At 41.4% G+C, this 25,223-nt stretch carries 11 protein-coding genes and 1 pseudogene; 1 reads left to right on the top strand and 11 read right to left on the bottom strand.

The window, feature by feature from the left end; translation table 11 throughout:
- Positions 1–147 precede the first annotated feature (147 nt).
- The 11 genes and pseudogenes from ACYVQ1_RS08640 to ACYVQ1_RS08590 form a co-directional block, all read right to left on the bottom strand.
- Positions 148–11,961, bottom strand: coding sequence for a GEVED domain-containing protein (locus ACYVQ1_RS08640; protein ID WP_461258413.1), 11,814 nt, complete (start codon positions 11,959–11,961; stop codon positions 148–150).
- Between the two features lie 741 nt (positions 11,962–12,702).
- Positions 12,703–14,205: a pyruvate kinase gene (gene pyk, locus ACYVQ1_RS08635; RefSeq protein ID WP_070849186.1), complete on the bottom strand. Its 1,503-nt coding sequence runs from the start codon at positions 14,203–14,205 to the stop codon at positions 12,703–12,705.
- A 69-nt stretch (positions 14,206–14,274) separates the two neighbouring features.
- Positions 14,275–15,294, bottom strand: a complete 1,020-nt coding sequence (gene pfkA, locus ACYVQ1_RS08630) for a 6-phosphofructokinase (RefSeq protein ID WP_013990713.1) — start codon at positions 15,292–15,294, stop codon at positions 14,275–14,277.
- Between the two features lie 92 nt (positions 15,295–15,386).
- A complete protein-coding gene (locus ACYVQ1_RS08625; protein WP_461250427.1) occupies positions 15,387–18,497 on the bottom strand; it encodes a DNA polymerase III subunit alpha in 3,111 nt (1,036 codons plus the stop codon).
- 168 nt (positions 18,498–18,665) lie between these two features.
- On the bottom strand, positions 18,666–19,256 hold the full coding sequence (gene leuD, locus ACYVQ1_RS08620) for a 3-isopropylmalate dehydratase small subunit (protein WP_417164708.1): 591 nt from the start codon (positions 19,254–19,256) through the stop codon (positions 18,666–18,668).
- An 11-nt stretch (positions 19,257–19,267) separates the two neighbouring features.
- Complete coding sequence (gene leuC / locus ACYVQ1_RS08615; RefSeq protein WP_037597711.1) at positions 19,268–20,659, bottom strand: 3-isopropylmalate dehydratase large subunit; 1,392 nt, start codon at positions 20,657–20,659, stop codon at positions 19,268–19,270.
- Between the two features lie 30 nt (positions 20,660–20,689).
- Complete coding sequence (locus ACYVQ1_RS08610) at positions 20,690–20,971, bottom strand: DUF1294 domain-containing protein (RefSeq protein ID WP_461250426.1); 282 nt, start codon at positions 20,969–20,971, stop codon at positions 20,690–20,692.
- A 4-nt stretch (positions 20,972–20,975) separates the two neighbouring features.
- Positions 20,976–22,013 carry a 3-isopropylmalate dehydrogenase gene (gene leuB, locus ACYVQ1_RS08605; RefSeq protein ID WP_002890787.1) on the bottom strand — a complete coding sequence of 346 codons (1,038 nt, stop codon included), beginning with the start codon at positions 22,011–22,013 and terminating at the stop codon, positions 20,976–20,978.
- Between the two features lie 18 nt (positions 22,014–22,031).
- Positions 22,032–23,588, bottom strand: coding sequence for a 2-isopropylmalate synthase (locus tag ACYVQ1_RS08600; RefSeq protein WP_004182645.1), 1,557 nt, complete (start codon positions 23,586–23,588; stop codon positions 22,032–22,034).
- A gap of 346 nt (positions 23,589–23,934) precedes the next feature.
- Positions 23,935–24,258 (bottom strand): annotated as a pseudogene (locus tag ACYVQ1_RS08595) (2,3-bisphosphoglycerate-dependent phosphoglycerate mutase); the annotation flags it as partial.
- 39 nt (positions 24,259–24,297) lie between these two features.
- Positions 24,298–24,687 carry a nuclear transport factor 2 family protein gene (locus ACYVQ1_RS08590; RefSeq protein ID WP_107372977.1) on the bottom strand — a complete coding sequence of 130 codons (390 nt, stop codon included), beginning with the start codon at positions 24,685–24,687 and terminating at the stop codon, positions 24,298–24,300.
- A 145-nt stretch (positions 24,688–24,832) separates the two neighbouring features.
- On the opposite strand from ACYVQ1_RS08590, the gene ACYVQ1_RS08585 reads away from it, so the two are divergent.
- On the top strand, positions 24,833–25,162 hold the full coding sequence (locus ACYVQ1_RS08585; protein ID WP_201061484.1) for a winged helix-turn-helix transcriptional regulator: 330 nt from the start codon (positions 24,833–24,835) through the stop codon (positions 25,160–25,162).
- Positions 25,163–25,223: the final 61 nt, after the last annotated feature.

Below are 25,223 nucleotides of genomic sequence, written 5' to 3'. Positions count from 1 at the left end.
TTACGCTTCCTAGTGAGTAAAGTCAATCATGACGACTTAAAAAAATTAGCAGGCTAGCCCATACAAATAGACCCCATAGCAAATGCCATGAGGTCTATTTTAATTGGAATCTGGATTCTTAAGGTCCTATCCGACCGTTAAATCATTTTAACGTTTGCGTCGTTTTCCGCCATAGAGTCCAAATCCAGCTAGAAGACTTGCCAAACCAAAGATTGCAAGGTTTGAATCCTCACTACCAGTTTCTGGAAGTTGAGCTGTCTTATCACTTGGATTGATAAAGTGAGCTTCTTCTTTTGTTTCTGGAAGTACTGGAGCCTTAGGCTCTTCTGTTTGTGGAGCTGGCTGTGGCTCTGGTGTCGGAGTTGTATCCGGCACTGGTGTTGGAGTCACAATTTGTTTGTAGATGTGTTGAGTATTACCATTTTCATCTACAATTGTCTTCACAAATTCATAACCTGGGATTTCTTTCTTAGGTTGTTGGCCATCTTCGGTTGGATAACCAGGGATTGGCGTACCATTTTCATCAACGTATGACGTCGTTACTTTCTCGTAGACATGTTCGATATCACCATTAGGTAATTTCTTAGTTTCTACGAAGCGGTAACCTGGAATTTCAGCTTTTGGCTGTTCACCATCAACTGTAGGATATCCTGGGATTTCCTTACCTTCTTTATCAACAAACTTAGTGATTGGAAGAACAGTTGGTGTGTAAGTTGCGGAAGCTTTTGTTCCGTTCACATCTTCACGAACTACTGTCACTGTTGGTGCAGTACCGGTAAATTCAGGTTCTGGTGTGAATGTTACAGTGCCATCGGCAGCTACTGTGTAAGTTCCGACACCTGCAATAGTCTTAGTTGTTGAGCCATCTTCAAAAGTAGCTGTTACTTGGTTATTCATTGGTACACGGCTATCGCCCTCAGTGAAGCTTGGCTTACCTGTTTGCGTTTGGCCTTTGTTTCCAATTGAGGTAACTGATTCTGCAGTTGGTGTTACTGGTGTTACGGTTGGCGTGTAAGTTGCTGTAATGGCTGTACCGTTCTTGTCAACACGTTTCACAGTTACGCCTGTACCTGTTCCTGTGAATGATTTCTCTGGGACGAAGGTTACTGTTCCGTCTGGAGCAACTGTGTAAGTTCCTTCACCTGGAATAACTTTAGTTGTTGAGCCGTCTTCAAAGGTAGCAGGTACATCATCATCCATTGGGACACTTGGGTTACCAGGCGTGAAGCTTGGTGTACCTGTTTGTGTTTGACCTTGGATATCTGTAGATGTTGTTGGCTCAGCAGTTGGAGTAACTGGAGTTACTGTTGGTGTGTAGGTTGCTGAAGCCTTAGTTCCGTTCATATCTTCACGAACAACAGTCACAGCTGGTGCAGTTCCTACGAATGATTTTTCTGGAACAAAGGTTACGGTTCCATCTGCTACTACTGTGTATGTACCAACACCATCAACAGTCTTAGTCGTTGAACCATCTTCAAATGTTGCTGGAACATCGTCATTCATTGGTACACGGCTATCGCCTTCTGTAAATACTGGCTTACCAGTTTGTGTAGCACCTTGGATATCTGTTGATGTTGTTGGTTCAGCAGTTGGAGTAACTGGAGTTACTGTTGGTGTGTATTTCGCTGTGATTTCAGTTCCGTTCTTATCAACACGTTTCACGGTTACGCCTGTAGCAGTTCCTACGAATGATTTTTCTGGGACGAAAGTTACTGTACCATCTGGAGCAACGGTGTAAGTTCCTTCACCATCTACTGTCTTAGTGGTTGAACCATCTTCGAAGGTAGCTGGAGCATCCTCATCGATTGGAACATTTGGATTCCCTTCTGTGAAGGTTGGTTTACCAGATTGTGTTTGACCTTGGATATCTGTTGATGCAGCATCTTCAGAAGTTGGAACGACTGGAGTAATCTTAGGTGTGTAAGTTGTTTCTACAGTTGTTCCATTAGTATCCGCAGCTTGAACTTTCACTGGAACAACATCACCTGAATAAGATTTGTTTGTTGGTATGAAGGTCACAACACCTGTACCTTTATCAACGGTGAAGGTACCAATTACATCACCTGCTGGTGATTTCGCAAACACTGCCGCTGCTGGTTGGCCAGTTTCATCAAGAAGAGTAATGGTATCTTTGTCGATTGGAGCAACGGAATCTCCCTCGGTAAAGGTTACTGTTCCAGTCTGCACCACGCCTTGAGGACCAGTTGATTCTGCTGGTGTAGCAGTTGGAGTCACCGGTGTTACTGTTGGTGTGTAAGTCGCAGAAGCTTTGGTTCCGTTCTTATCTTCACGAACCACTGTCACTGCTGGTGCAGTTCCGACGAATGATTTTTCAGGAACAAATGTTACCGTACCGTCTGCTGCTACTGTGTATGTACCAACTCCATCAACAGTCTTGATAGTTGAACCATCGTCGAAAGTAGCTGGAACGTCATCGTTCATTGGCACACGGCTGTCGCCTTCAGTAAATTCAGGCTTACCTGTTTGGGTTTGACCTTGTTTTCCTGTTGATTTTGTATCTTCCGCAGTAGGAGTTACTGGTGTCACAGTTGGGGTGTACTTAGCTGTAGCTGGTGTCCCATTCTTATCTACACGTTTAACGGTTACACCTGTACCTTCTCCTGTGAATGATTTTTCTGGGACGAAGGTTACTGTGCCATCAGGAGCTACAGTATAAGTACCTTCTCCTGGAATAACTTTAGTTGTTGAGCCATCTTCGAAGGTAGCTGGAGTATCTTCATCGATTGGAACATTTGGATTTCCTTCGGTGAAGGTTGGTTTACCTGTTTGAGTTTGACCTTGGATGTCTGTAGATGTTGCAGGATCAGCAGTTGGTACAACTGGAGTGATCTTCGGTGTGTAAGTTGTTTCAGCAACTGTTCCGTTTGTATCTTTACCTTGAACCTTAACTGGAACCACATCACCTGAGTAAGATTTATCCGTTGGGGTGAAGGTCACAACACCTGTTTCTTTATCAACAGTGAATGTACCGATCACATCACCTGCTGGTGATTTCGCTTCTACTGATGCTGCTGGCTGACCAGTTTCATCAAGAAGAGTAATAGTATCCTTGTCGATTGGTGCGACTGGGTCACCTTCAGTGAAGGTGACTGTTCCAGTTTGAACCAAACCTTGAGGTCCCGTAGATTCAGCTGGTGTTGCTGTTGGAGTTACTGGTGTCACAGTTGGTGTGTAAGTCGCAGAGGCTTTGGTTCCGTTCTTATCTTCACGAACAACCGTTACGGCCGGCGCTTTACCTGTGAATGATTTCTCAGGAACAAAGGTTACTGTGCCGTCTGCTGCTACTGTGTATGTACCAACACCGTCGACAGTCTTGGTAGTTGATCCATCGTCGAAAGTAGCTGGAACGTCATCGTTCATTGGCACACGGCTGTCGCCTTCAGTAAATTCAGGCTTACCTGTTTGGGTTTGACCTTGTTTACCTGTTGTTTCAACTGGTGTCGCTGTCGGTGTTACAGGAGTTACTGTTGGGGTGTACTTAGCTGTAGCTGGTGTACCATTCTTATCTACACGTTTAACGGTTACACCTGTACCTTCTCCTGTGAATGATTTTTCTGGGACGAAGGTTACTGTGCCATCAGGAGCTACAGTGTAAGCACCTTCTCCTAGAATAACTTTAGTTGTTGAGCCATCTTCAAAGGTTGCTGGTACATCATCATCCATTGGGATTGCAGGGTTACCAGGTGTGAAGCTTGGTGTACCTGTTTGAGTTTGACCTTGGATGTCTGTAGATGTTGCAGGATCAGCAGTTGGGACAACTGGAGTGATCTTCGGTGTGTAAGTTGTTTCTACTCTTGTACCATTTGTATCAGCTGCTTGAACCTTAACTGGAACCACATCACCTGAATAAGATTTGTCTGTTGGTGTGAAGGTCACAACACCTGTTTCTTTATCAACGGTGAAGGTACCGATCACGTCACCTGCTGGTGATTTCGCATCTACTGATGCTGCTGGCTGACCATTTTCATCAAGAAGAGTAATGGTATCCTTATCAATTGGTGCAACTGGGTCACCTTCAGTGAAGGTTACTGTTCCAGTTTGAACCACACCTTGAGGTGCTTCAGATTCAGCAGGAGTTGCTGTTGGAGTTACTGGTGTCACAGTTGGTGTGTACTTAGCAGTAACTGGAGTACCGTTCTTATCGACACGTTTAACCGTTACGCCTGTACCTTCTCCAGTGAATGATTTTTCTGGAACAAATGTTACGGTTCCGTCTGGAGCAACTGTGTAAGTTCCTTCACCAGGAACGGTCTTCGTAGTTGAGCCATCTTCAAATGTTGCAGGCGTATCATCATCCATTGGAACATTTGGATTACCTGGTGTGAAGGTTGGTGTACCTGTTTGCGTTTGACCTTGTTTGTCAGTGGATGTTGTATCTTCTGCTGTTGGTGTAACTGGTGTTACGGTTGGTGTATAAGTTGCAGAAGCTTTTGTTCCGTTCTTATCTTCACGAACTACTGTTACAGCTGGTGCAGTACCGACGAATGATTTTTCTGGTACGAAGGTTACTGTTCCATCTGCTGCTACTGTGTAAGTACCAACACCGTCTACAGTCTTAGTCGTTGAGCCATCGTCAAACGTTGCTGGAACATCATCGTTCATTGGCACACGGCTATCGCCTTCAGTAAATACAGGTTTACCAGTTTGTGTAGCACCTTGGATATCTGTAGTTTCAACTGGTGTTGCAGTTGGAGTTACTGGTGTCACAGTTGGTGTGTACTTCGCTGTGATTTCAGTACCATTCTTATCCACGCGTTTCACTGTTACACCTGAAGCAGTTCCAGTGAATGATTTTTCAGGAACGAAGGTTACTGTTCCGTCAGTTGCTACTGTGTAAGTTCCTTCACCATCGACAGTCTTCGTAGTTGAGCCATCTTCGAAGGTAGCTGGAGTATCTTCATCGATTGGAACATTTGGATTTCCTTCGGTGAAGGTTGGTTTACCTGTTTGAGTGGCACCTTGGATATCTGTCGTTGTTGCATCTTCAGAAGTTGGTACAACTGGAGTGATCTTAGGTGTGTAAGTTGTTTCAGCAACTGTTCCGTTTGTATCTTTACCTTGAACCTTAACTGGAACCACATCACCTGAGTAAGATTTATCCGTTGGGGTGAAGGTCACAACACCTGTTTCTTTATCAACAGTGAAAGTACCAATTTCTTTACCTTCTGGTGATTTAGCAACTACAGATTCTGCTGGCTGACCATTTTCATCAAGAAGGGTAATTGAATCCTTGTTAATTGGCGCTACTTCATCACCTTCTGTGAAGGTTACTGTTCCAGTTTGAACCAAACCTTGAGGTCCCGTAGATTCAGCTGGTGTTGCTGTTGGAGTTACTGGAGTCACAGTTGGGGTGTAAGTCGCAGAGGCTTTGGTTCCGTTCCTATCTTCACGAACAACCGTCACAGCTGGAGCTGTTCCAGTAAATGATTTTTCAGGAACAAAAGTTACAGTTCCGTCTGCTGCTACTGTGTATGTACCAACACCATCAACTGTCTTAGTAGTTGAACCATCGTCGAAAGTAGCTGGAACGTCATCGTTCATTGGCACACGGCTGTCGCCTTCAGTAAATTCAGGCTTACCTGTTTGGGTTTGACCTTGTTTACCTGTTGTTTCAACTGGTGTCGCTGTCGGTGTAACTGGTGTTACTGTTGGGGTGTACTTCGCTGTGATTTCAGTACCGTTTTTATCAACACGTTTAACCGTTACGCCTGTACCTTCTCCAGTAAATGATTTTTCTGGCACGAAAGTTACTGTTCCATCTGGAGAAACGGTGTATGTTCCTTCGCCATCTACTGTCTTAGTGGTTGAGCCATCTTCAAAGGTAGCTGGAGTATCCTCATCGATTGGAACATTTGGATCACCTTCAGTAAAGGTTGGTTTACCTGTTTGAGTGGCACCTTGGATATCTGTCGATGTAGCATCTTCAGAAGTTGGGACAACTGGAGTAATCTTAGGTGTATAAGTTGTTTCTACTGTTGTACCATTTGTATCAGCTGCTTGAACCTTAACTGGGACAACATCACCTGAATAAGATTTGTCCGTTGGGGTGAAGGTCACAACACCTGTTTCTTTATCAACGGTGAAGGTACCGATCACATCACCTGCTGGTGATTTCGCTTCTACTGATGCTGCTGGCTGACCATTTTCATCAAGAAGAGTAATTGAATCCTTGTTAATTGGCGCTACTTCATCACCTTCTGTGAAGGTTACTGTTCCAGTTTGAACCAAACCTTGAGGTCCCGTAGATTCAGCTGGTGTTGCTGTTGGAGTTACTGGTGTCACAGTTGGTGTGTAAGTCGCAGAAGCTTTGGTTCCGTTCTTATCTTCACGAACAACCGTCACAGCTGGAGCTGTTCCAGTAAATGATTTCTCTGGAACAAAAGTTACAGTTCCGTCGGCTGCTACTGTGTAAGTACCAACGCCATCAACTGTCTTGGTAGTTGAACCATCGTCGAATGTTGCTGGAACGTCATCGTTCATTGGTACTCGGCTGTCACCTTCAGTAAATTCAGGCTTACCTGTTTGAGTCTGACCTTGCTTACCTGTTGTTTCAACTGGTGTAGCTGTCGGTGTGACTGGTGTAACTGTTGGTGTATAAGTCGCAGAGGCTTTGGTTCCGTTCTTATCTTCACGAACAACCGTCACTGCTGGAGCAGTTCCGACAAATGATTTCTCAGGAACAAATGTCACCGTACCGTCGGCTGCTACTGTGTAAGTACCAACTCCATCAACTGTCTTAGTCGTTGAACCATCATCAAATGTTGCTGGAACATCTTCATTGATAGCTACTGTTTTCTCAACACCATCAACGGTTACTGTTCCACCCTTGAATTCAGGTTTACCAGTTTGAGTAGCACCTTGGATATCTTTTGTTTCAGCTGGAGTTGCTGTCGGTGTTACCGGTACGATTTCAGGCGTGTAAGTTGTGTCCACCTTGATACCGTTTGAGCTTTCAGCTTGAACCTTGGCCGGTGTTACTACACCTGTGTATGATTTATCAGTCGGTGTGAAAGTGACTTGACCAGTAGCTGAATCGATAGAGTAAGTACCAATTTCAGTTGTACCATCAGCGGCATAAGCTGGTGTACTTGTTACCTCGTTACCATCATTATCCAAAAGCGTGTAGCTATTATCTTTGATCGTAATAGCTTTATCTTCACCATTCACTTGAACAGTTGTTCCTGCGAAGGTTGGTGTGCCTGTTTGAGTGGCACCTTGGATATCTTTAGATGTAGCTGGTTGAGCTGTTGGAACAGCAGCTACAACTGTTGGTGTGTAGGTTGCATCTGAAGTAATAGTTGCAGTCTTACCATTAGCATTTGTAATAGTAGCAGTTGCCTGAACAGTTACTCCTTTTGCAGTACCAACAAAGTCTTTTTCTGGCGTAAATGTTACTGCTCCAGTCGTTGGGTCGATAGTATAGCTACCTTCTCCTGCTACTGTTACAGTTGTTTCATCAGTCGGTTGACCAGTTGCTGGATCCACCAATTTCTTGCTTGTGATTTCAGCAGTCTTATCATTACTCAAATCAAAGGTTGGTGTTTGAGTTTGAGGAACGTTTTGAATATCCGCAGAAACCTTGTCTGTAGGAGTCACTGTAATTGGTGTTACTGATGGTGTGTAAGTCGCTGAAGCTTTGGTTCCGTTCTTGTCTTCACGAACGACTGTAACCGCTGGTGCTGTTCCTGTAAAACTTGGTTCTGGAACAAATGTAACTGTTCCGTCTGCTGCCACTGTGTAGGTACCAACGCCATCAACTGACTTGGTAGTTGAGCCATCATCAAATGTTGCTGGAACATCATCGTTCATTGGCACACGGCTATCGCCTTCAGTAAATACAGGTTTACCAGTTTGTGTAGCACCTTGTATATCTGTAGTTTCAACTGGTGTTGCAGTTGGAGTTACTGGAGTCACAGTTGGTGTATAAGTTGCAGAGGCTTTGGTTCCGTTCTTATCTTCACGAACAACCGTCACTGCTGGTGCAGTTCCAACGAATGATTTTTCAGGTACGAATGTAACTGTTCCGTCTGCTGCTACTGTGTACGTACCAACACCATCAACTGTCTTAGTCGTTGAACCATCATCGAAGGTCGCTGGAACAGCTTCATTAATCGCTACTGTTTTCTCAACGCCATCTACTGTTACAGTTCCACCCTTGAATTCAGGTTTACCGGTTTGTGTCGCACCTTGAATATCAGTTGTTTCAGCTGGTGTTGCTGTTGGGGTTACTGGAACGATTTCAGGCGTGTAAGTTGTGTCCACCTTGATACCGTTTGAGCTTTCAGCTTGAACCTTGGCTGGTGTGACTGCACCAGTGTATGATTTATCAGTTGGTGTGAAGGTTACTTGACCAGTTGCTGGGTCAATTGTGAAGTTACCGATCACGGTTGTACCGTCTGCCGCATAAGCTGGTGTGCTTGAAACTTCGTTACCTTCTTTATCCAAGAGTGTGTAGCTATTATCTTTGATCGTAATAGCTTTATCTTCACCATTCACTTGAACAGTTGTTCCTGCAAAAGTTGGTGTCCCTGTTTGCGTTGCACCTTGAACATCTTTAGAAGTTGCAGGGTTTGCAGTTGGAACTGCTGGCACAACAGTTGGTGTGTAGGTCGCATCTGAAGTAATGGTTTCAGTCTTACCATTAGCATTTGTAATAGTAGCAGTTGCCTGAACAGTTACTCCTTTTGCAGCACCAACAAAGTCTTTTTCTGGCGTAAATGTTACTGCTCCAGTCGTTGGGTCGATAGTATAGCTACCTTCTCCTGCTACTGTTACAGTTGTTTCATCAGTCGGTTGACCAGTTGCTGGATCCACCAATTTCTTGCTTGTGATTTCAGCAGTCTTATCATTACTCAAATCAAAGGTTGGTGTTTGGGTTTGAGGAACGTTTTGAACATCCGCAGAAACCTTGTCTGTAGGAGTCACTGTGATTGGTGTGACAGTTGGTGTGTACTTAGCTGTTGCAGTCTTGATGTAATCCTGTTGGATCTTACCATCTTTGTTTCTACCAACTGGCGCTGACAATGTAACTTCCACACCTTGGGCTGTACCAGTAAAGCTTGGATCTGGAGTGAAGGTTACTTCACCCGTTGAAGGATTAATCGTATAAGTTCCTTCCCCTTCAACTGTTACAGATGGCGCATCAGTAGTGAGACCTGTGGCAGGATCCACCAACTTAGCAGGATATTCTGCACTTGGAGTGATTGCAATCTTGTCACCATTTGAGTTAGTCTCAGTTGTGTTAAAGGTCGGAGTCTCTTTTTGAGTCGCACCTTGAACATCAGTCGAAGTTTTGTCAACTCCTTCGATTTCAATTGGAGTGACTGTTGGAACGTATTGACCATCCATGGTATTCAACTGACCATTAATGTTTGGTTCTTGATCTGGGAATTTTGTTGACCAACCAGTATCATAGCCGTTGTTATCTGAACGACGGATAGAAATACCATCAGCTGTTCCAAGGAAGTTATCTTCAGGAATAAATTCAACATCGACATCTTTACCGTTGGCAGTAATCTTGTACTTACCTTGTCCTGGAACGACATAGTAACCGTCCCCATCAAGAGTAGCACGGTTGCCATCTTTATCAACGATGTATGGTTCTACCGTTTCGTCAATAACGGCACTAGAATTAAGCTCATACTTGTGTTCTCCACGTGCTGTAAAGGTTACAGTTGCAGTTTGCTTCGCCCCTTGAGGACCACTTGTTTCCTTGAATTCCCCTTTTGGTGGGTGCGTAATTTGAGTTCTGAAGTCTTCCACTTCCCCTGATAAGGCCATACCAGTTGGGCTCTCAATCTCGTTAGCTTTCTTGGCAATACGAACACGAGCACCTAGTTCTTTAACGCTAGGGTCGATATAAGTCTTGCTATTTGCAAAAGTCAACTCAACTGTACCGTCATTTGTGATTCTTGCAAGATCAGAGCGTTCATCTTCATCAAAGGTACCATTTTGGTTAAAGTCTATCCAACCGTAGATATAAGCTTCTGAAGCTCCATCTGTATGGGCTTCTATTGACAGCTTGTAGTTACCTGGGCGTGTACGATCCATCTTGATCATCTCATTGGTTGTACCTTTAAGCTCATCTGGAAGCAATTGGTCAATTCCTTCATCGGCCGTAGTTGCCTTATCATCACCGAACCAGTCAAGAACAGTATTCTCATCCATATCTGGGCTCACATTACCAATATATGGTTGATTTACTTTAGCACCAGTTACACCATCTACAGTTGCAATGGTATGCATAGCTTTTCCGTATGACTCAGGAGCGTCCCCTTCATCAATTGGGAAGAATCCTAGCATTGCTGACTGTTTACCACCTGAAGCGACATAAAGCCCCACTTCAGAGGCACCACGCGTCATCACGATTGGAACAGTATAATTTCCTGCAGAAATGTTTGGACCAAAGACACCAGTACCTAATCCACCTGTAACTTGGTCAGGATTTCCAAAGTATTTCCAAGCTACTGGTTTCTTTTCTGGTCCAACTTCAGTAGATCTACGAAGTTGGTTAAGGTTAGTGTTGTTATATTTAGGTTTAGTTCCAAAAAGGTTATCCGTATCTTGTGGTTCATAGGGTACAGAGGTAGCTGGTCTATTAAATTTCTTCCATTCCCCAATGTGCTGCCAACCTTGTCCGTTGGTAGTGAACATAACAAATTCACCAGGGTTAGCAGACTCGCCATCGGCCATGACAACAGCTGGCTTAACTGTCTTGCCACGGAAGGTTGCAGAGATTTCAAACTGAACTCCAATATTCCCACCATTATATGCAGAACCCATGGTAGTCTTCTTGGCTTTGGTATCAACGTTTTCTAATTTGATTTCAGTCCACTGATTTTGAGCATCAGCGATAACGTCAGCTTCTTTTCCTTCATTAAAATATTTCTTAGCAATTGGCGAAGTAACACCACTTACATAACCATTTTTAGCATTTGGATCATAAGTTGCTTTTTCGGCTTCTGTAGCCCCTTCTTTTTCCATACGATTTTTATAGATTTCAGTCGCTTGGAATGGTTTCAAGGATTTGACTTTTACAGTGACTACATAACCAGGCATGATTTCCTTGGTATAGGTAGCCCCAACTTGAAGAGCTAAGACCTCTGTTAGCTCATCTGGTTTAAGTTCATTTTTAGCGACTTTGATTGTTTTCGCACCTGTCCAGTTAGCTACGTCTCCAAAGTCCAACCATGAGATTTGGCTAGTCATAGATTTGGCATCAACATTTGTTGTAAAGCCTGGTTTTTCAACTTTTGGAGTTGAAGTTGCATCTTCAACATCATCCCCAATCAAGCTTTCGTCATTAGGGTCACCGATTGCACGACGTGTACGACGGCGACCAGAAGTTTCTGCTGTTACAACAGGTTGCTCTAGAGCAGACGCTTCGGCACCACTTGAAAGAGCATTCGTTGTAGAAGCTTCTGCTTGAACGTCCACACCTTGTGCTTCAGATGCTGTTTCTGAAGCAGGTGTCTCAGATGATGCTGATGTAACAGAGGCTGTCGTTGAAACTCCCGTAGTATTGCCTACACTTGTAGAGCCAGCAACACTAGTGGTAGATGCTGCAGTACTTGCTGACGTTGACGAAGCTGCTTGAGATGTTGTCTCACTAGAAGCTTGTGTTGTAGACGTTTCAGAAGTAGCTGCGCTAGCATTTGAAACGGTTTGAGACTGACTATTAGTCTCAGAAATTGATAAGAAATTTGCGACTTCCGTCGAAGCTTGAGCAGCAACAGCATTCTGAGAAGATGTCTCATCACTCACTGTAGCAGTAGTGCTAGCTACATCTCCTGCTTGGACTTGGTTAGCTGTTTCATCGGCAGATACTTGACTAGCAGTACCAACCATAACCAGAGTTCCAAGAAGAACGGAGCAAACCCCTACATTCAGCTTACGAATCGAAAATCGACTTATACGATCATTAAATAAATCTTTACCCACTTTGGTAATCCTCCACACTTATACTATTAAGTATCTCACCCCTCAATGAGATTAAAAGTATTTAAAAATACTAATCGTTAAATATTTTAACAAAATTCCTAATATTTGTGAAAAGAAATGCTCTTATTTTCAATTTTTTTATAAGGTTCACTTAAAAATAATCATGTAAACAGTAGAATGATTATAAATATCACTATTTTTATAAACATTCCAATTAATAATTTTATAATTATTTACTTTTAGAATTGTCAGTAAAAAGAAACTTATGATTTCATTTTTTTCAAAAATCGATTTTCAGAATTAATAATTCATTAGAACTTTTAAATTAGTAAGTCATTATTGAAATAAAAATGGTTGGTTATCTACTCAGTCCTTCTAAAAAATATAGCTTATAACCATCTTAACTATAGTTTAGAAGCCTATTTAACGACATTTTTTATCCTGTTGTTTTCAAGAAAAGTTAAATTTCTTTGAAAAGATAATTTCCCTCTTCTCTAAATACCTTCTAAGTCATATGACACTTAGAAAAAAATCTGTTGAAAATACAGACCAAATCAGCCATCTTGCTTTAAACCATTTGGAATAAATATGATATTCCTCACTTGTTATTATTATCCAATTGATTTACCTACCTACGAAAAAAGCTCTATAATCTCTTCAATAGTTTAACCTACTAAATCGATTATAGAGCCAAAAAAAGAAGATCCTAAAGACCTTCTTTCAATTTAAGTTCTACTTAAATTATTTTACTGTGCGGATACGCATAGTGTTTGTACCACCTGTACCTACTGGAACACCAGCAACGATAACAATGTTATCACCAGATTCTACAAGACCTGATTCCAATGCAACTTTTTCAGCAACATCAAACATATCATCAGTTGAGCTTGGTTTTTCAGTAACTACTGGAATAACACCCCAGTTAAGCATCAATGATTTTTGAGTAATTTCATCGAATGTTACAGCCAAGATATCAGCTTCTGGACGGTATTTAGAAATCAAACGAGCAGTGTTACCTGATTCAGTAAGAGCAACAACAAGTTTGATATCCATTGAGTTAGTGGCATCTTTAACTGCAGACGCAACTACTTCAGTCTTAGTTGAACGGTCAAATGTTGATGAATCAAGACGACCATACTCTTTAAGAAGAGTTTGAGCGTTTTTATCAATTGTAGCCATTGTACGAACTGATTCAACTGGGTATTTACCATTTGCAGATTCACCAGAAAGCATTGTAGCATCTGTACCATCGATAACTGCGTTGAATACGTCAGATACTTCAGAACGAGTTGCACGTGGTTTATCTGTCATTGTTTCAAGCATGTTAGTAGCTGTAACAACAACTTTACCAGCAGCGTTTACTTTTGTGATGATCATTTTTTGGTAAACTGGAACCATTTCGAATGGTACTTCGATACCCATGTCACCACGAGCGATCATAATACCGTCAGCAGCTTCGATGATTTCATCAATGTTATCGATACCTTGTTGGTTTTCAATTTTAGCCAACAATTGAACGTGACCATTACCAGTTTCTTCACAGATAGCACGAACTTCTTGTACATCTTTTGCAGTACGTACGAATGAGATAGCGATAAAGTTAAGACCTTGTTCAAGACCAAAACGGATATCAGCGTTATCACGTTCAGCAAGTGCTGGGAAAGGAATTTTAGTGTAAGGGATGTTTACACCTTTTTGTTTAGCGATGATACCATCATTTTCAACTTCAACGATGAATTCACGTTTTTCAGCATCTTTGTCTACAACACGAAGACCAAGTTTACCATCATCGACAAGAACTTGTTTACCAACTTCTACATCGTCAAAAACGTCAAGTGCACCTGCAACGTTCAAAGCGATAACGTCGCGAGTTGATTTGATACCTTGTTTAGTAGCAACACGAATTTGTTCACCAGTTTTGTATGCATACTCTTTAGCATCACCTTCGAACAATTCAGTACGGATTTCAGGTCCTTTTGTATCAAGAAGGAAACCTACTTTTTGACCAGCAAGGTCTTCTGCCATACGAACGACATCCATACGTTCACCTTGTTCAGCGTGGTCACCATGTGAGAAGTTGAAACGGAAAACGTTAGCACCTTCCTTGATCAATTGAGCAATGTTTTTAGCAGATGCTTCACGGTCAAGTTTTTCACCCCAGTAACCATCTTCACCAAATTTTTTGCCGCCACGGATTTCAACCGCAGGACCAAGTGTTGCAACGATTTTTACACGTTTATTCATGATAAATAAAACTCCCTTATATTTTTTGTCGCATTAGCGACGGATTAACAATAATTTAAGTAACTGAGATTAGCTCAAGTTAGACAATGAACGGTTAAGGTCTGCAAAGTCAAGACGTGCTTTGTGAGGATTGTTGACGATAATTTTACCGTCTTCAGTAAGACTGAACAAAGCTCCTTCTTCTGCTGTACCAAGGATTGGGCTTTCAACAAGCTCTTCATTGTGGATACCAACAGCTACACCACCAATACCTTGTTTAAGGAGGTCAACCGCATGTGCCCCCATCCATGAAGCAAGAACACGGTCACGCGCAGTTGGTGAACCACCACGAACCACGTGTCCAATGTTTGTTGCACGAAGATCTGAAGTATCTCCAGCTTCTTTCATTTTAGCTGCAAATTCTTCAGCACCCATGACACCTTCAGCAACTACGATTACATGGTGAGTTTTAGCACCTGATTCGTAACCTTCTTTAACTTTACGTACAACTTCATTAATATCATACTCTTCTTCAGGTACGATAATTTGGTCTGCACCAGAAGCAATACCAGCCCAAAGAGCGATATCACCAGCGTTACGTCCCATAACTTCAACGACAAAAGTACGTCCATGACTGAAAGCAGTGTCTTGAATCTTATCGATAGCTTCTGTTGCTGTTGCAACAGCAGTATCAAAACCAATTGTATAGTCTGTACCAACGATATCGTTATCGATAGTTCCTGGAAGACCAACAGCTGGGAATCCATGTTCAGTCAAACGCATAGCACCATGGTAAGAACCATCTCCACCAATAACTACTACACCTTCGATTCCATGTTTTTTAAGTTGCTCAATACCTTTAAGTTGACCCTCAAGTTGGGCAAACTCAGGATAGCGAGCAGACTGAAGGAAAGTTCCACCACGGCTGAGGATGTTGTCTACGCCTTTGGCATCAAGTTGGAAGATATCTCCTTCAACCATACCAGCGTATCCACGGTTAATGCCGAAGACTTCAATTCCTTCAGAAATTGCTTTGAGAACAACTGCACGAGCGGCAGCGTTCATACCAGGGGCATCTCCACCACTAGTTAAAACAGCAATACGTTTCATTATTCCTGATACTCCTTTTATATATTTAACATTTTCATTATAACACAAAGAATTCTAAATGGCTTTAAATTTGAAAAGATTTATTGTTTTTTTTACCGTAAAACCGTTTTCAGCACATAAGGTGCTAATTCCCGAATAAGTTCCTCGTTCTTAGTTACTCTGTATTTTTGACTAACGATAGTCTCCTTACTTCCTTGATAACGGATAATGGCAGGAATGTGTCCAGGATACTTAGCTAATATTTGAGAAACTTCTATGTCTTTATCATGATTCTCAAGTAAAATCCAGAAACGCTCCGTGCTAGCTTCCTCCATGTTTGACAAGATTAACTGAATGCGTCCATCACGCTCCTGGGTCCGTCCATCAAGATAAAAGAGACCACCTTCACTTAATTTATCCTTATGATAGAAATAAGTTTCTGGAAATAGGGTAACATCAAGTTTATTGATCCCATCAGTGACGTTCAGAAAGGCCATCTGATCACCTTTTTTAGTTCTGATAATTCGAACGGATTCTATCTGAACCAAAACCGTTGCCTTAGTATTAACAACCAAATCAGAAATGGCTTGATAGGGACGAGAGGCCATTTTTTGAGCCAAGTGTAAAGGATGGGGGCTAAGCCCAACTCCTAGTATCTCCTGTTCTAAATTATAACGATCCTTCTGGCTATAGTCTTCATAATCAACCCAAGAGTAAGATGACTCTGCAAACAAACTTCCTAACTCATTGACAAAAGTAAAGAGGTTGCTTAAATTACCAATGATTTTCTGACGATTTGGTTCAAAAATATCAAACAAACCAATCTGGATAAGAGGTGTCAGACTATCGACTTTCTGATATTTGCTAGGAATACGTGTCAAAAAGTCTTCTATAGAAATGTATTTACCATTTTGTTTGCGATCCTCAATAATCCAAAGGGCAAAATCTCTTGGCAAGCCTTTGATAGTCTTAAGACCTAATACAATCTTTCCATCTGAAATCTTGTCCAGATAGGGAATTCTATTAATATCAAGGCTGGCTAGAGAAAAGCCATTTTCAATTGCATCCTTAATGTAATCACTAGACGAATAGTTTAACATGACGTCATAGAAAATCTGAGGGTAATGCGTTTTGAAATAGGCTAATTGAAAGGCTAGTGCTGAATAAGCATAGGCATGACTTCTATTAAAGCCATAACCTGCAAACTTAGCCATCATACTAAAGAGTCGTTCAGCAATCTGTGGGTTACGTTCCAACCGACGACTTCCTTCCATGAACTCTTCGGACATCTTGGACATTTCATTGGCATCTTTTTTCGACATTGCCCGACGAAGCAAATCGGCTTTTCCGAGTGTAAAGCCTGCAAATACTTGGGCAATCTGCATAACCTGCTCCTGATAAAGCATGATGCCATACGTAGGCTCGAGGATTGGTGCAACTACTGGATCAATCAAATCTACTTTTTCCTTACCATACTTACGAGCGATGAAATTATCTGTATAATCGCTAGCTCCAGGTCGGTTAAGAGAGGTTGTCGCTACCACTTCTTCGAACTTAGCGGGTTTAATCCGTTTAAGAAGGTTAATAGCACCCGCCTGCTCAAACTGAAATATTCCCTTAGTTTTACCCTTGGCAAAAAGAGCTAGGGTCTGTGGATCTTCCAAATCAATTGATTTGATATCTATAGCGACTCCCTGCTCTTCTTCAAGTTTCTCCTTCATTTTTTGAACAAAGGTCAAATTACGGAGACCCAAGAAATCCATCTTAAGCAAGCCGTTGGCTTCGACCGCGGAGGCATCGTACTGAGTAATCATCATATCCTCACCAGCTTTTAGAGGAATATGGTTGGTCAGGTCATCGTCACTCATCACTATACCAGCAGCATGGATTGAGGTCTGTCTTGGCTGACCTTCAATAGCCTTAGCAATCTCGAAAGCCCTCTGAAATTCTTGTCTTTGATTGATCAACTGTCTAAATGACATATTCTTCTCATAGACAGAGGTCAAGGTGTCACGAAAAGAAATCTTTTTACTAAGTTGTGACAGTTCAAATTCCTTGGCTCCGAAACGTTTAAAAACATCTCGGATAGCCTGTTTGGCCCCAAAAGTTGAAAAAGTAACAATCTGAGCAGAGTGCTTACTACCATAACGGTCCCTAACATAATGAAGAAACTCGCTTCGATAGATATCAGGCAAGTCGATATCTATATCAGGCATGCTATAACGTTCTTCATTTAGAAAACGCTCAAAAAGCAAGTCATTTTTAACGGGATCAATTCCAGTAATATCAAGGACATAAGCCACCAAGCTTCCTGCAGCAGACCCACGTCCCATTCCCATATAATAACCACGGCTACGCCCAAAGCGTAATAAGTCCCAGACAATCAAGAAATAATCATCAAAGCCCATCTGATGAATGATAGACAATTCTTTGTCTAAACGTTCCTGATAAACTGCTGCGCTTAACTTTTTAGTTTCTAATCCAGATTGGGCTAATTGACGTAATTGGTCAACTGCTGGCATATCACGATTAAAACGGGGAAGCTTCAACTCCGTATCAAATTGATAAGTAATGTCTGAAACAAGTTGCTCCAAATTGTTCAAAGCCTCTGGAATATCACTATATGCACTTTCCATTTCTTGAGGCGAGAAAAGAAGCTGATTCATAGGACAAATAGAGGCCTCTGACAAGGAAACGTTTTGTGAGATGGCATGTAACATCTGAATCGTCGAGCGATCTGCATTCTCAAAATAACGCACTGTATGTAAAGGAATTACAGGATAATCAAACTCTTTACCAGCATCTTCTGGCCTTACCCCAATAAAAACCTCTGAACCAAGAGTCATTCCTGGCTCCCAGTCTTCACTCGGAAGGATGAGGGCAATAGCATTCAGATAGTCCGAAAAAGCTGTAAACTCGCGTTGCCCTGAGGAGAGCTCTGTTGCCAACTTCATCAAATTTTTATAGCCCTGATTATTTTTTGCTAATAGACGAAAAGGAATTTTTCTTCCCTCGTAAAATAGATTAGCTTCCATACCAATCAAAGGACGTAAACCGTTGCTACTTGCAAACTGAGCAAAATGATAAGCAGCATAGAGATTGTCACGATCCATCAAACCAAGGGCTTGATAGCCAAGCTCTTTGGCCCGCTCAACGTAGGTGGTCAAATCTACAACACTATCCATGAAACTATAGACAGATTTTGTATCCAATTGTGCAAACATGAAGGCCTCCTTTCTATCTTTCTATTATAGCATACGCTCCTTGTAAAAACGCCTCTACCATGTTAACTGTTTCAAACAAAAAGAATGAGATAGAACAACACCTTAAACATTGTCCTTATCCCATTCTTTTAAGTCCTCATTATTATTTTACAAACACATCATTGTTTCTTATTGCCAATATGATGGACGTTGTTTTTCATAGGCAGCAATCAAATCTTCATATTGAAGAGTGATTCCAATATCGTCAAGCCCTTCAACCAATTTACGTTTCCACTCATGATCGATATCAAATGGAAACTCTCCTGCTGAAGATTTAATCACTTGGTTTGGAAGGTCAATCGTAATTTCCTCACCTGCAGGAAGAGCAGCCAATTTTTGACGGACTTCCAAGGGTTGAACGATTGGCAACATACCATTCTTCAATTCATTGTTATAGTGAATATCTGAAAATGATCCAGCAATAACACAACGGAAACCGTAATCTTCCAATGCCCATGCAGCGTGTTCACGAGATGACCCCGAACCAAAGTTATCACCAGTAACCAAAATGGTCGCATCGCGATACTCAGGTTTATTGAAGACGAAATTAGGATTTTCATCGTAATCATCATTAAGGTAACGCCATTCAAACATCAAATTCTTACCGAAACCTTTTTTATCAACAGCTTTCAAGAATTGTTTGGGAATGAGTTGGTCCGTATCGATGTTATCATTCATCAAAGGTACTGATTTCCCTGTATAGACGGTAAATTTTTCCATTATCTTCTCCCTTATGCTTGAACTTCTGGCATATCGCGGACATCTACGAATTTACCAGCGATTGCTGCAGCTGCTGCCATTGCTGGACTACAAAGGTGAGTACGAGCACCATATCCTTGACGACCCTCGAAGTTACGGTTACTTGTAGATGCACAGTGCACACCTTCTGGAACATGGTCTGGGTTCATACCAAGACACATTGAACAACCTGGATCGCGCCATTCAAAGCCTGCATCCATGAAAATTTTATCCAAACCAAGACGTTCAGCTTCTTTCTTAACTGGACGCGAACCTGGAACAACAATAGCTGTCAATGTCGGTGAGATATGTTTTCCTTTAACGAATTTAGCAGCTAACTCAAGGTCGCTAAGACGTGCGTTAGTACAAGAACCAATGAAGACATAGCCAAGATCAATATCTTTAGCATATTCACCAGGCTTAACGTCCATATACTCGTAGGCACGTTCATCATTAAAGTCCTTGATTTCTGGGAATGGTTGATCAAACTCAACACCCATTTCAGGGTTAGTTCCCCATGTAACCATAGGTGCCAATTCTGAAACATCAATAGTAATCACTTTATCATATTCAGCATCTGGATCTGAAACCAAAGTTTTCCAGTCGGCTACTGCTTCTTCGAATTTCTCACCCTTAGGTGCGCATGGACGCCCCTCAACATAATCATAAGTTTTTTGGTCTGGATTCATAAGACCCATCTTAGCACCAAATTCAATAGACATGTTACAGATGGTCATGCGTTCATCCATTGAAAGAGCATCGATAGCTTCACCACAATATTCAACTGCGTATCCTACACCAGCATCAACGCCATAGCGTGCAATAAGTGCAAGAATAAAGTCTTTTGAATAAACACCTGGCTGTGGTTTACCAACAAATTCAACCTTCATTTTCTTCGGTTTCACTTGCCACAAACATTGTGTCGCAAAGACATGTTCTACCTCAGATGTACCAATACCAAAGGCAATAGCACCAAAGGCACCATGAGTAGCCGTATGACTATCTCCACAAACGACAAATTTTCCTGGTTGACTACGACCTGTTTCAGGACCAACCATGTGGACAATCCCCTGACGAGCAGTACCGTGGGTAGCCGCATCAATACCAAATTCCTCAACGTTTTTCGCCAAAGTATCAATTTGGTTTTTAGAAATAAGGTCACGAATGTTAAAAATATCAACCGTAGGAACGTTGTGGTCTGTCGTACCAAAAGTTAAATCTGGGCGACGAACTTTACGTCCAGCATCACGAAGTCCTTGAAAGGCCTGTGGACTTGTAACCTCGTGAATATAATGCTGATCCACATACATCAATTGTGGTTCGCCCTCATTTCCAGTAACGACGTGGCGTTCCCAAAGTTTATCAAAAATTGATTTTCCGCTCATAAAATACTCCAATTATAATCTAAGGATTAGCTAATTCGAAAGTCTTGTTAGAATAAGGTATAAAAGAACGACATCTATAACAATACCTATAAGCCAACATAGCTTAAAATACCATTTGTTAATTTTATGTCTAAAAAGTTTTCCACCTAGAAATGCACCAATACCACCAAAGATCAGAGTCTGCAATAATAATGCCTTCTCAGAAATCCGTCTCTTATGTCGGATAGCCTTATGTTTATCAAAACCATAAACGGATAAGACGACTAGATTCCACACCAACAAAACACTTAGTAACACTAATTTCAGTGTCATGATTTTAGAGATTGCCAATAATAGCTGCTGTCATTTCAGCAGTCGAAGCCTGACCACCCAAATCACGTGTCAAGATGCCTTGATTCAAGGTCTTATCAACAGCATTTTCAATCAATTCTGCCCCTTCAGTTTCATTGAAACTTTCACGCAACATCATAGCTACTGATAAAATCATTGAAATTGGGTTGGCAATACCTTGACCGGCAATGTCTGGTGCTGAACCATGGATTGGTTCATAAAGACTCGGACCATTTTCAGAATGACTGGCAGATGGCATAACACCTAAAGTTCCTGGAAGGACACTTGATTCATCAGACAAGATATCTCCAAAAAGGTTTTCTGTCACAACCACGTCAAAACGAGCTGGATTGGTAATCATGATCATTGCGGCACTATCAACGAGCTGGTGTTCAAGAGTTACATCTGGAAACTCCAAAGAAACTTCATCAGCAACCTTACGCCACAATTTAGAAGTTGCCAAAACATTTTGTTTATCAATGCTAGTGACCTTTTTGCCACGACCTTGGGCAATCTTGAAGGCACGACGCATGATACGACGAATCTCATCTGCTGAATAATCATTGATATCGCGAGCCTTATCTTCTTCCAAAATGTGCTCACCAAAGTAAATTCCACCTGTAAGCTCACGAACAACGACGAAGTCTACGCCCTCAATACGCTCAGGTTTAAGAGGTGACAAGTGTTTCAAAGCATCAAAGATGCGGACAGGACGGATATTAGCAAAGAGATTCAACTCCTTACGAATGGCCAAAAGTCCTTGTTCAGGACGAACTGGCGCATTGTCATATTTAGGTCCACCAATTGCAGCCAAGAGGATAGCATCTGCTGATTTAGCAGCATCCAAAGTTGACTTAGGAAGTGGATGACCCTCGGCATCAATGCCAGCACCACCAAATGGTTTAGCATCGATGTCGTAATCAAATCCAATTTTTGAAGCTACTTTTTCAAGAACTTCAAGACCTGCTGCCATAATCTCAGGACCAATTCCATCACCTGAAAGTGTTACAATTTTCTTTGTCATGTTTAACTCCTCTTAGGCTTATGGAAGGTCACGATAAGAAACCTTACGTGCCATCTCACCAGCATTTTCTTTTTGAACCAATGTATTAGCATTGATATAGGCAATTGCTGATGCTTTCAAGACATCAAAGTCCAAACCAGATGCATTGAAAATAGTATCTGTATCTACATTTTCTACAGTTACAAGTACACGCGCTTGCGCATCAATACCATCAGTTACTGCGTCAATATTATAAGAAGTCAAGCGAACTGTTTGGTTGAAGAATTTGTCAATAGCATTGAAGATAGCTTCAACTGACCCTTGACCATTGGCCAAAAATTCTACAGATTCACCGTCTTCATTAGCCAAGCTTACTGTAGCAGTGATTGTTTCATCAGCATTAGTAGTCAAACGAAGATCTTCGAAGTGGAAACCTTCTGGATTATCTACACTTGTACCAGCAACAAGTGCACGAATATCTGCATCAGTAATATCATGTTTTTTCCCAGCCAAAACTTTAAATTTGGCAAAGAGTGGTTTGATATCTTCTTCAACAAAGTCAAGCTCAAGTTCTTTCAATTTTTCAACAAAGGCATGACGTCCTGACAATTTACCAAGAGGAAGACTGTTACTCTTGACACCTACCAATTCTGGTGTGAAGATTTCATAAGTTTGTGGGTTCTTAAGAACACCATCTTGGTGGATACCAGATTCGTGAGAGAAGGCATTTCCACCAACAACAGCTTTATTTTTAGGAACAGGAATTCCAGAGAAGCGAGAAACAAGCTCTGAAGTATTCATTGTTTCATTAAGAACAATATCACTTGTTGCTTGGAAAAAGTCTTCACGAATTTTCAAAGCAACAGCTACTTCTTCAAGAGCAACATTACCCGCACGTTCACCGATACCATTAACAGTTCCCTGTACACGTCCAGCACCGTGTTTAATTGCTGTCAAAGTATTTGCAGTTGCCATACCGAGGTCATCGTGACAGTGAACACCAAAGACAACTTTATGGTCTGATTTAATATTTTCAGTCAAATGATCAAAAATACGCGCAAACTCTTCTGGAGTCGTAAAGCCAACTGTATCAGGAATATTAATATATGAGGCACCAGCATCAACTGCTGTTTGAACAACTTCAGTCAAGAAATCAAGCTCAGTACGAGTAGCATCTTCAGGAGAAAACTCAACAACTTCAAATTTTGAACGTGCATATGACACATGTTCTTTTACAGCTTCAAGAATTTCTTCTTTTGATTTCTTCAATTTAAACTCACGGTGAATCGGACTTGTTGCGATAAAGACATGAATTTGTGGATACTTAGCATCTTTTAAAGCCTCATAACAAGCATCAATATCAGATTTTACTGAGCGAGCCAAACCAGTAACAGAAGTTGTTGTCATAGCTTCCGCAATTTGTTTTACGGCCTCAAATGAATCTGGGCTAGCTGCAGGAAAACCTGCTTCGATTACAGAAATTCCCCATTTTTCAAGTTGTTTAGCAATGGCAACTTTTTCTTTGATTGAAAAGTTAACACCTGGTGTTTGTTCCCCATCACGAAGACTTGTATCAAAAAACTCAACTTTACGCATAGACAATCCTCTTTCTAAAAGTAAAAACGATAGTAGTAAAAAAACATCTCACTCGGAAACCCAAGCGAGATGTTTTTACCTCCCGCTTGGTAAGCCAAACAGGACTAATGCTTTTGCACTAGCCCTCATTACGCAATAGCAAAACAGTTGTAGTTGCGAATGTCATTTGACTCATTTCCTTTCGATGTATCTTGGTTAATATGATACATCTTTCCAACTTGAAAGTCAAGGAAAAATTACTGAATTGACTGACTTTTCTGACCACTATTTACATTTATTTTCAAGAAAAGAAAAAAGCTGACCGAAGTCAACTTTTTATTTGTTAATGATAACTACTTATCTCAGCTTATTTTCCGAGGTAGTATTCGCTAACAACGTTCAATTTTTCATCAAATTCGAATACCAATGGTGGGAAGTTTGGAATTTCAACATCCACGATTTCGTCATCTGACAATTGTTTGATGTGTTTTACAAGGGCACGGATTGAGTTACCGTGTGCACCTACGAATACGTTTTTACCATCTTTAAGAGCTGGAGCGATTTTATCTTCCCAGAATGGAAGGGCACGTTCCAAAGTAACTTTCAAGTTTTCAGCATCTGGAATTACTGAGTCATCAAGTGAAGCGTAACGACGGTCAGTGTGTGCTGAGTGCTCATCATCACGATCCATAAATCAAATTTCATTTCAGATTATAGATTAATTTACTGTCTAACCCCAGAAAGCATCTTCTACTGCTTGATCTGATGAAAAGAGCCAAACTTCCTTGATCTTTCCATTATCCATGCGAAAAAGATCAATACCATTCATGTTGAGTTCCTCGCCGTCTGGGCGAGTTCCAACAAAGGTCACATTGGCTGCTACAAGGTCAATATTTTCAGACACCCAGTTAGTCAATACTTTGAAGGTACCGTTTGTTTTTTCTGAAAATTGAGCCAAGTGTGCTCCAAGTGCTTCTTTTCCAACAACTGTACCGGAATTACTATGCTGACCTGGCTGGTGCCAGATAATATCATCTGCCATAGTCTCAAAAACAGCTGGAAAATCACCTGTTATAAGACCATTGTTATATGCATTAAAAATTTCTAAATTTACTGACATGAGTTACTCCTCGTTTCTTTTATTTATGATATAATATTATCACTTACTAACAAAAAGACAAGCAGGCACTTTATTGTTATCTAGTATCAAATACGATACTATTATTGTCAAATAAGAAAATAATTTTAAAAAATTTGGAGGAATTATGGTAACCAAAGTTAGTGAATACGGAATTTGTCCTTTTGCCACGACGCAGCGTGTACTAACAGGCAAATGGGCTCTAGTCATCATCTATCAACTCAGTACGGGGACTAAGCGTTTTAATGAACTACAACGTCTAATTCCTGGCATTACCCAAACCATTCTAACACGACACCTCAGACAGCTCGAGAATGATAAAATCGTGGAGCGTAAAGTCTATGCTGAAGTTCCCCCACGGGTCGAATACAGTCTAACTGAAATGGGTAGAAAATTTCAAGGTGTCCTAGATGCCATTGAAAGTTGGGGACTGGAGTATATCGAAACTCTAGACTAATTATCTCCTCGGTTCATCTCACCTTACAAAGTGAGACGAACCGAGAGTCACTTCTCAAAAA

Source organism: Streptococcus parasalivarius, assembly GCF_054785155.1.
The sequence above is the reverse complement of the archived record's forward strand: the minus strand, read 5'-3'. Positions and strand labels throughout refer to the sequence as shown.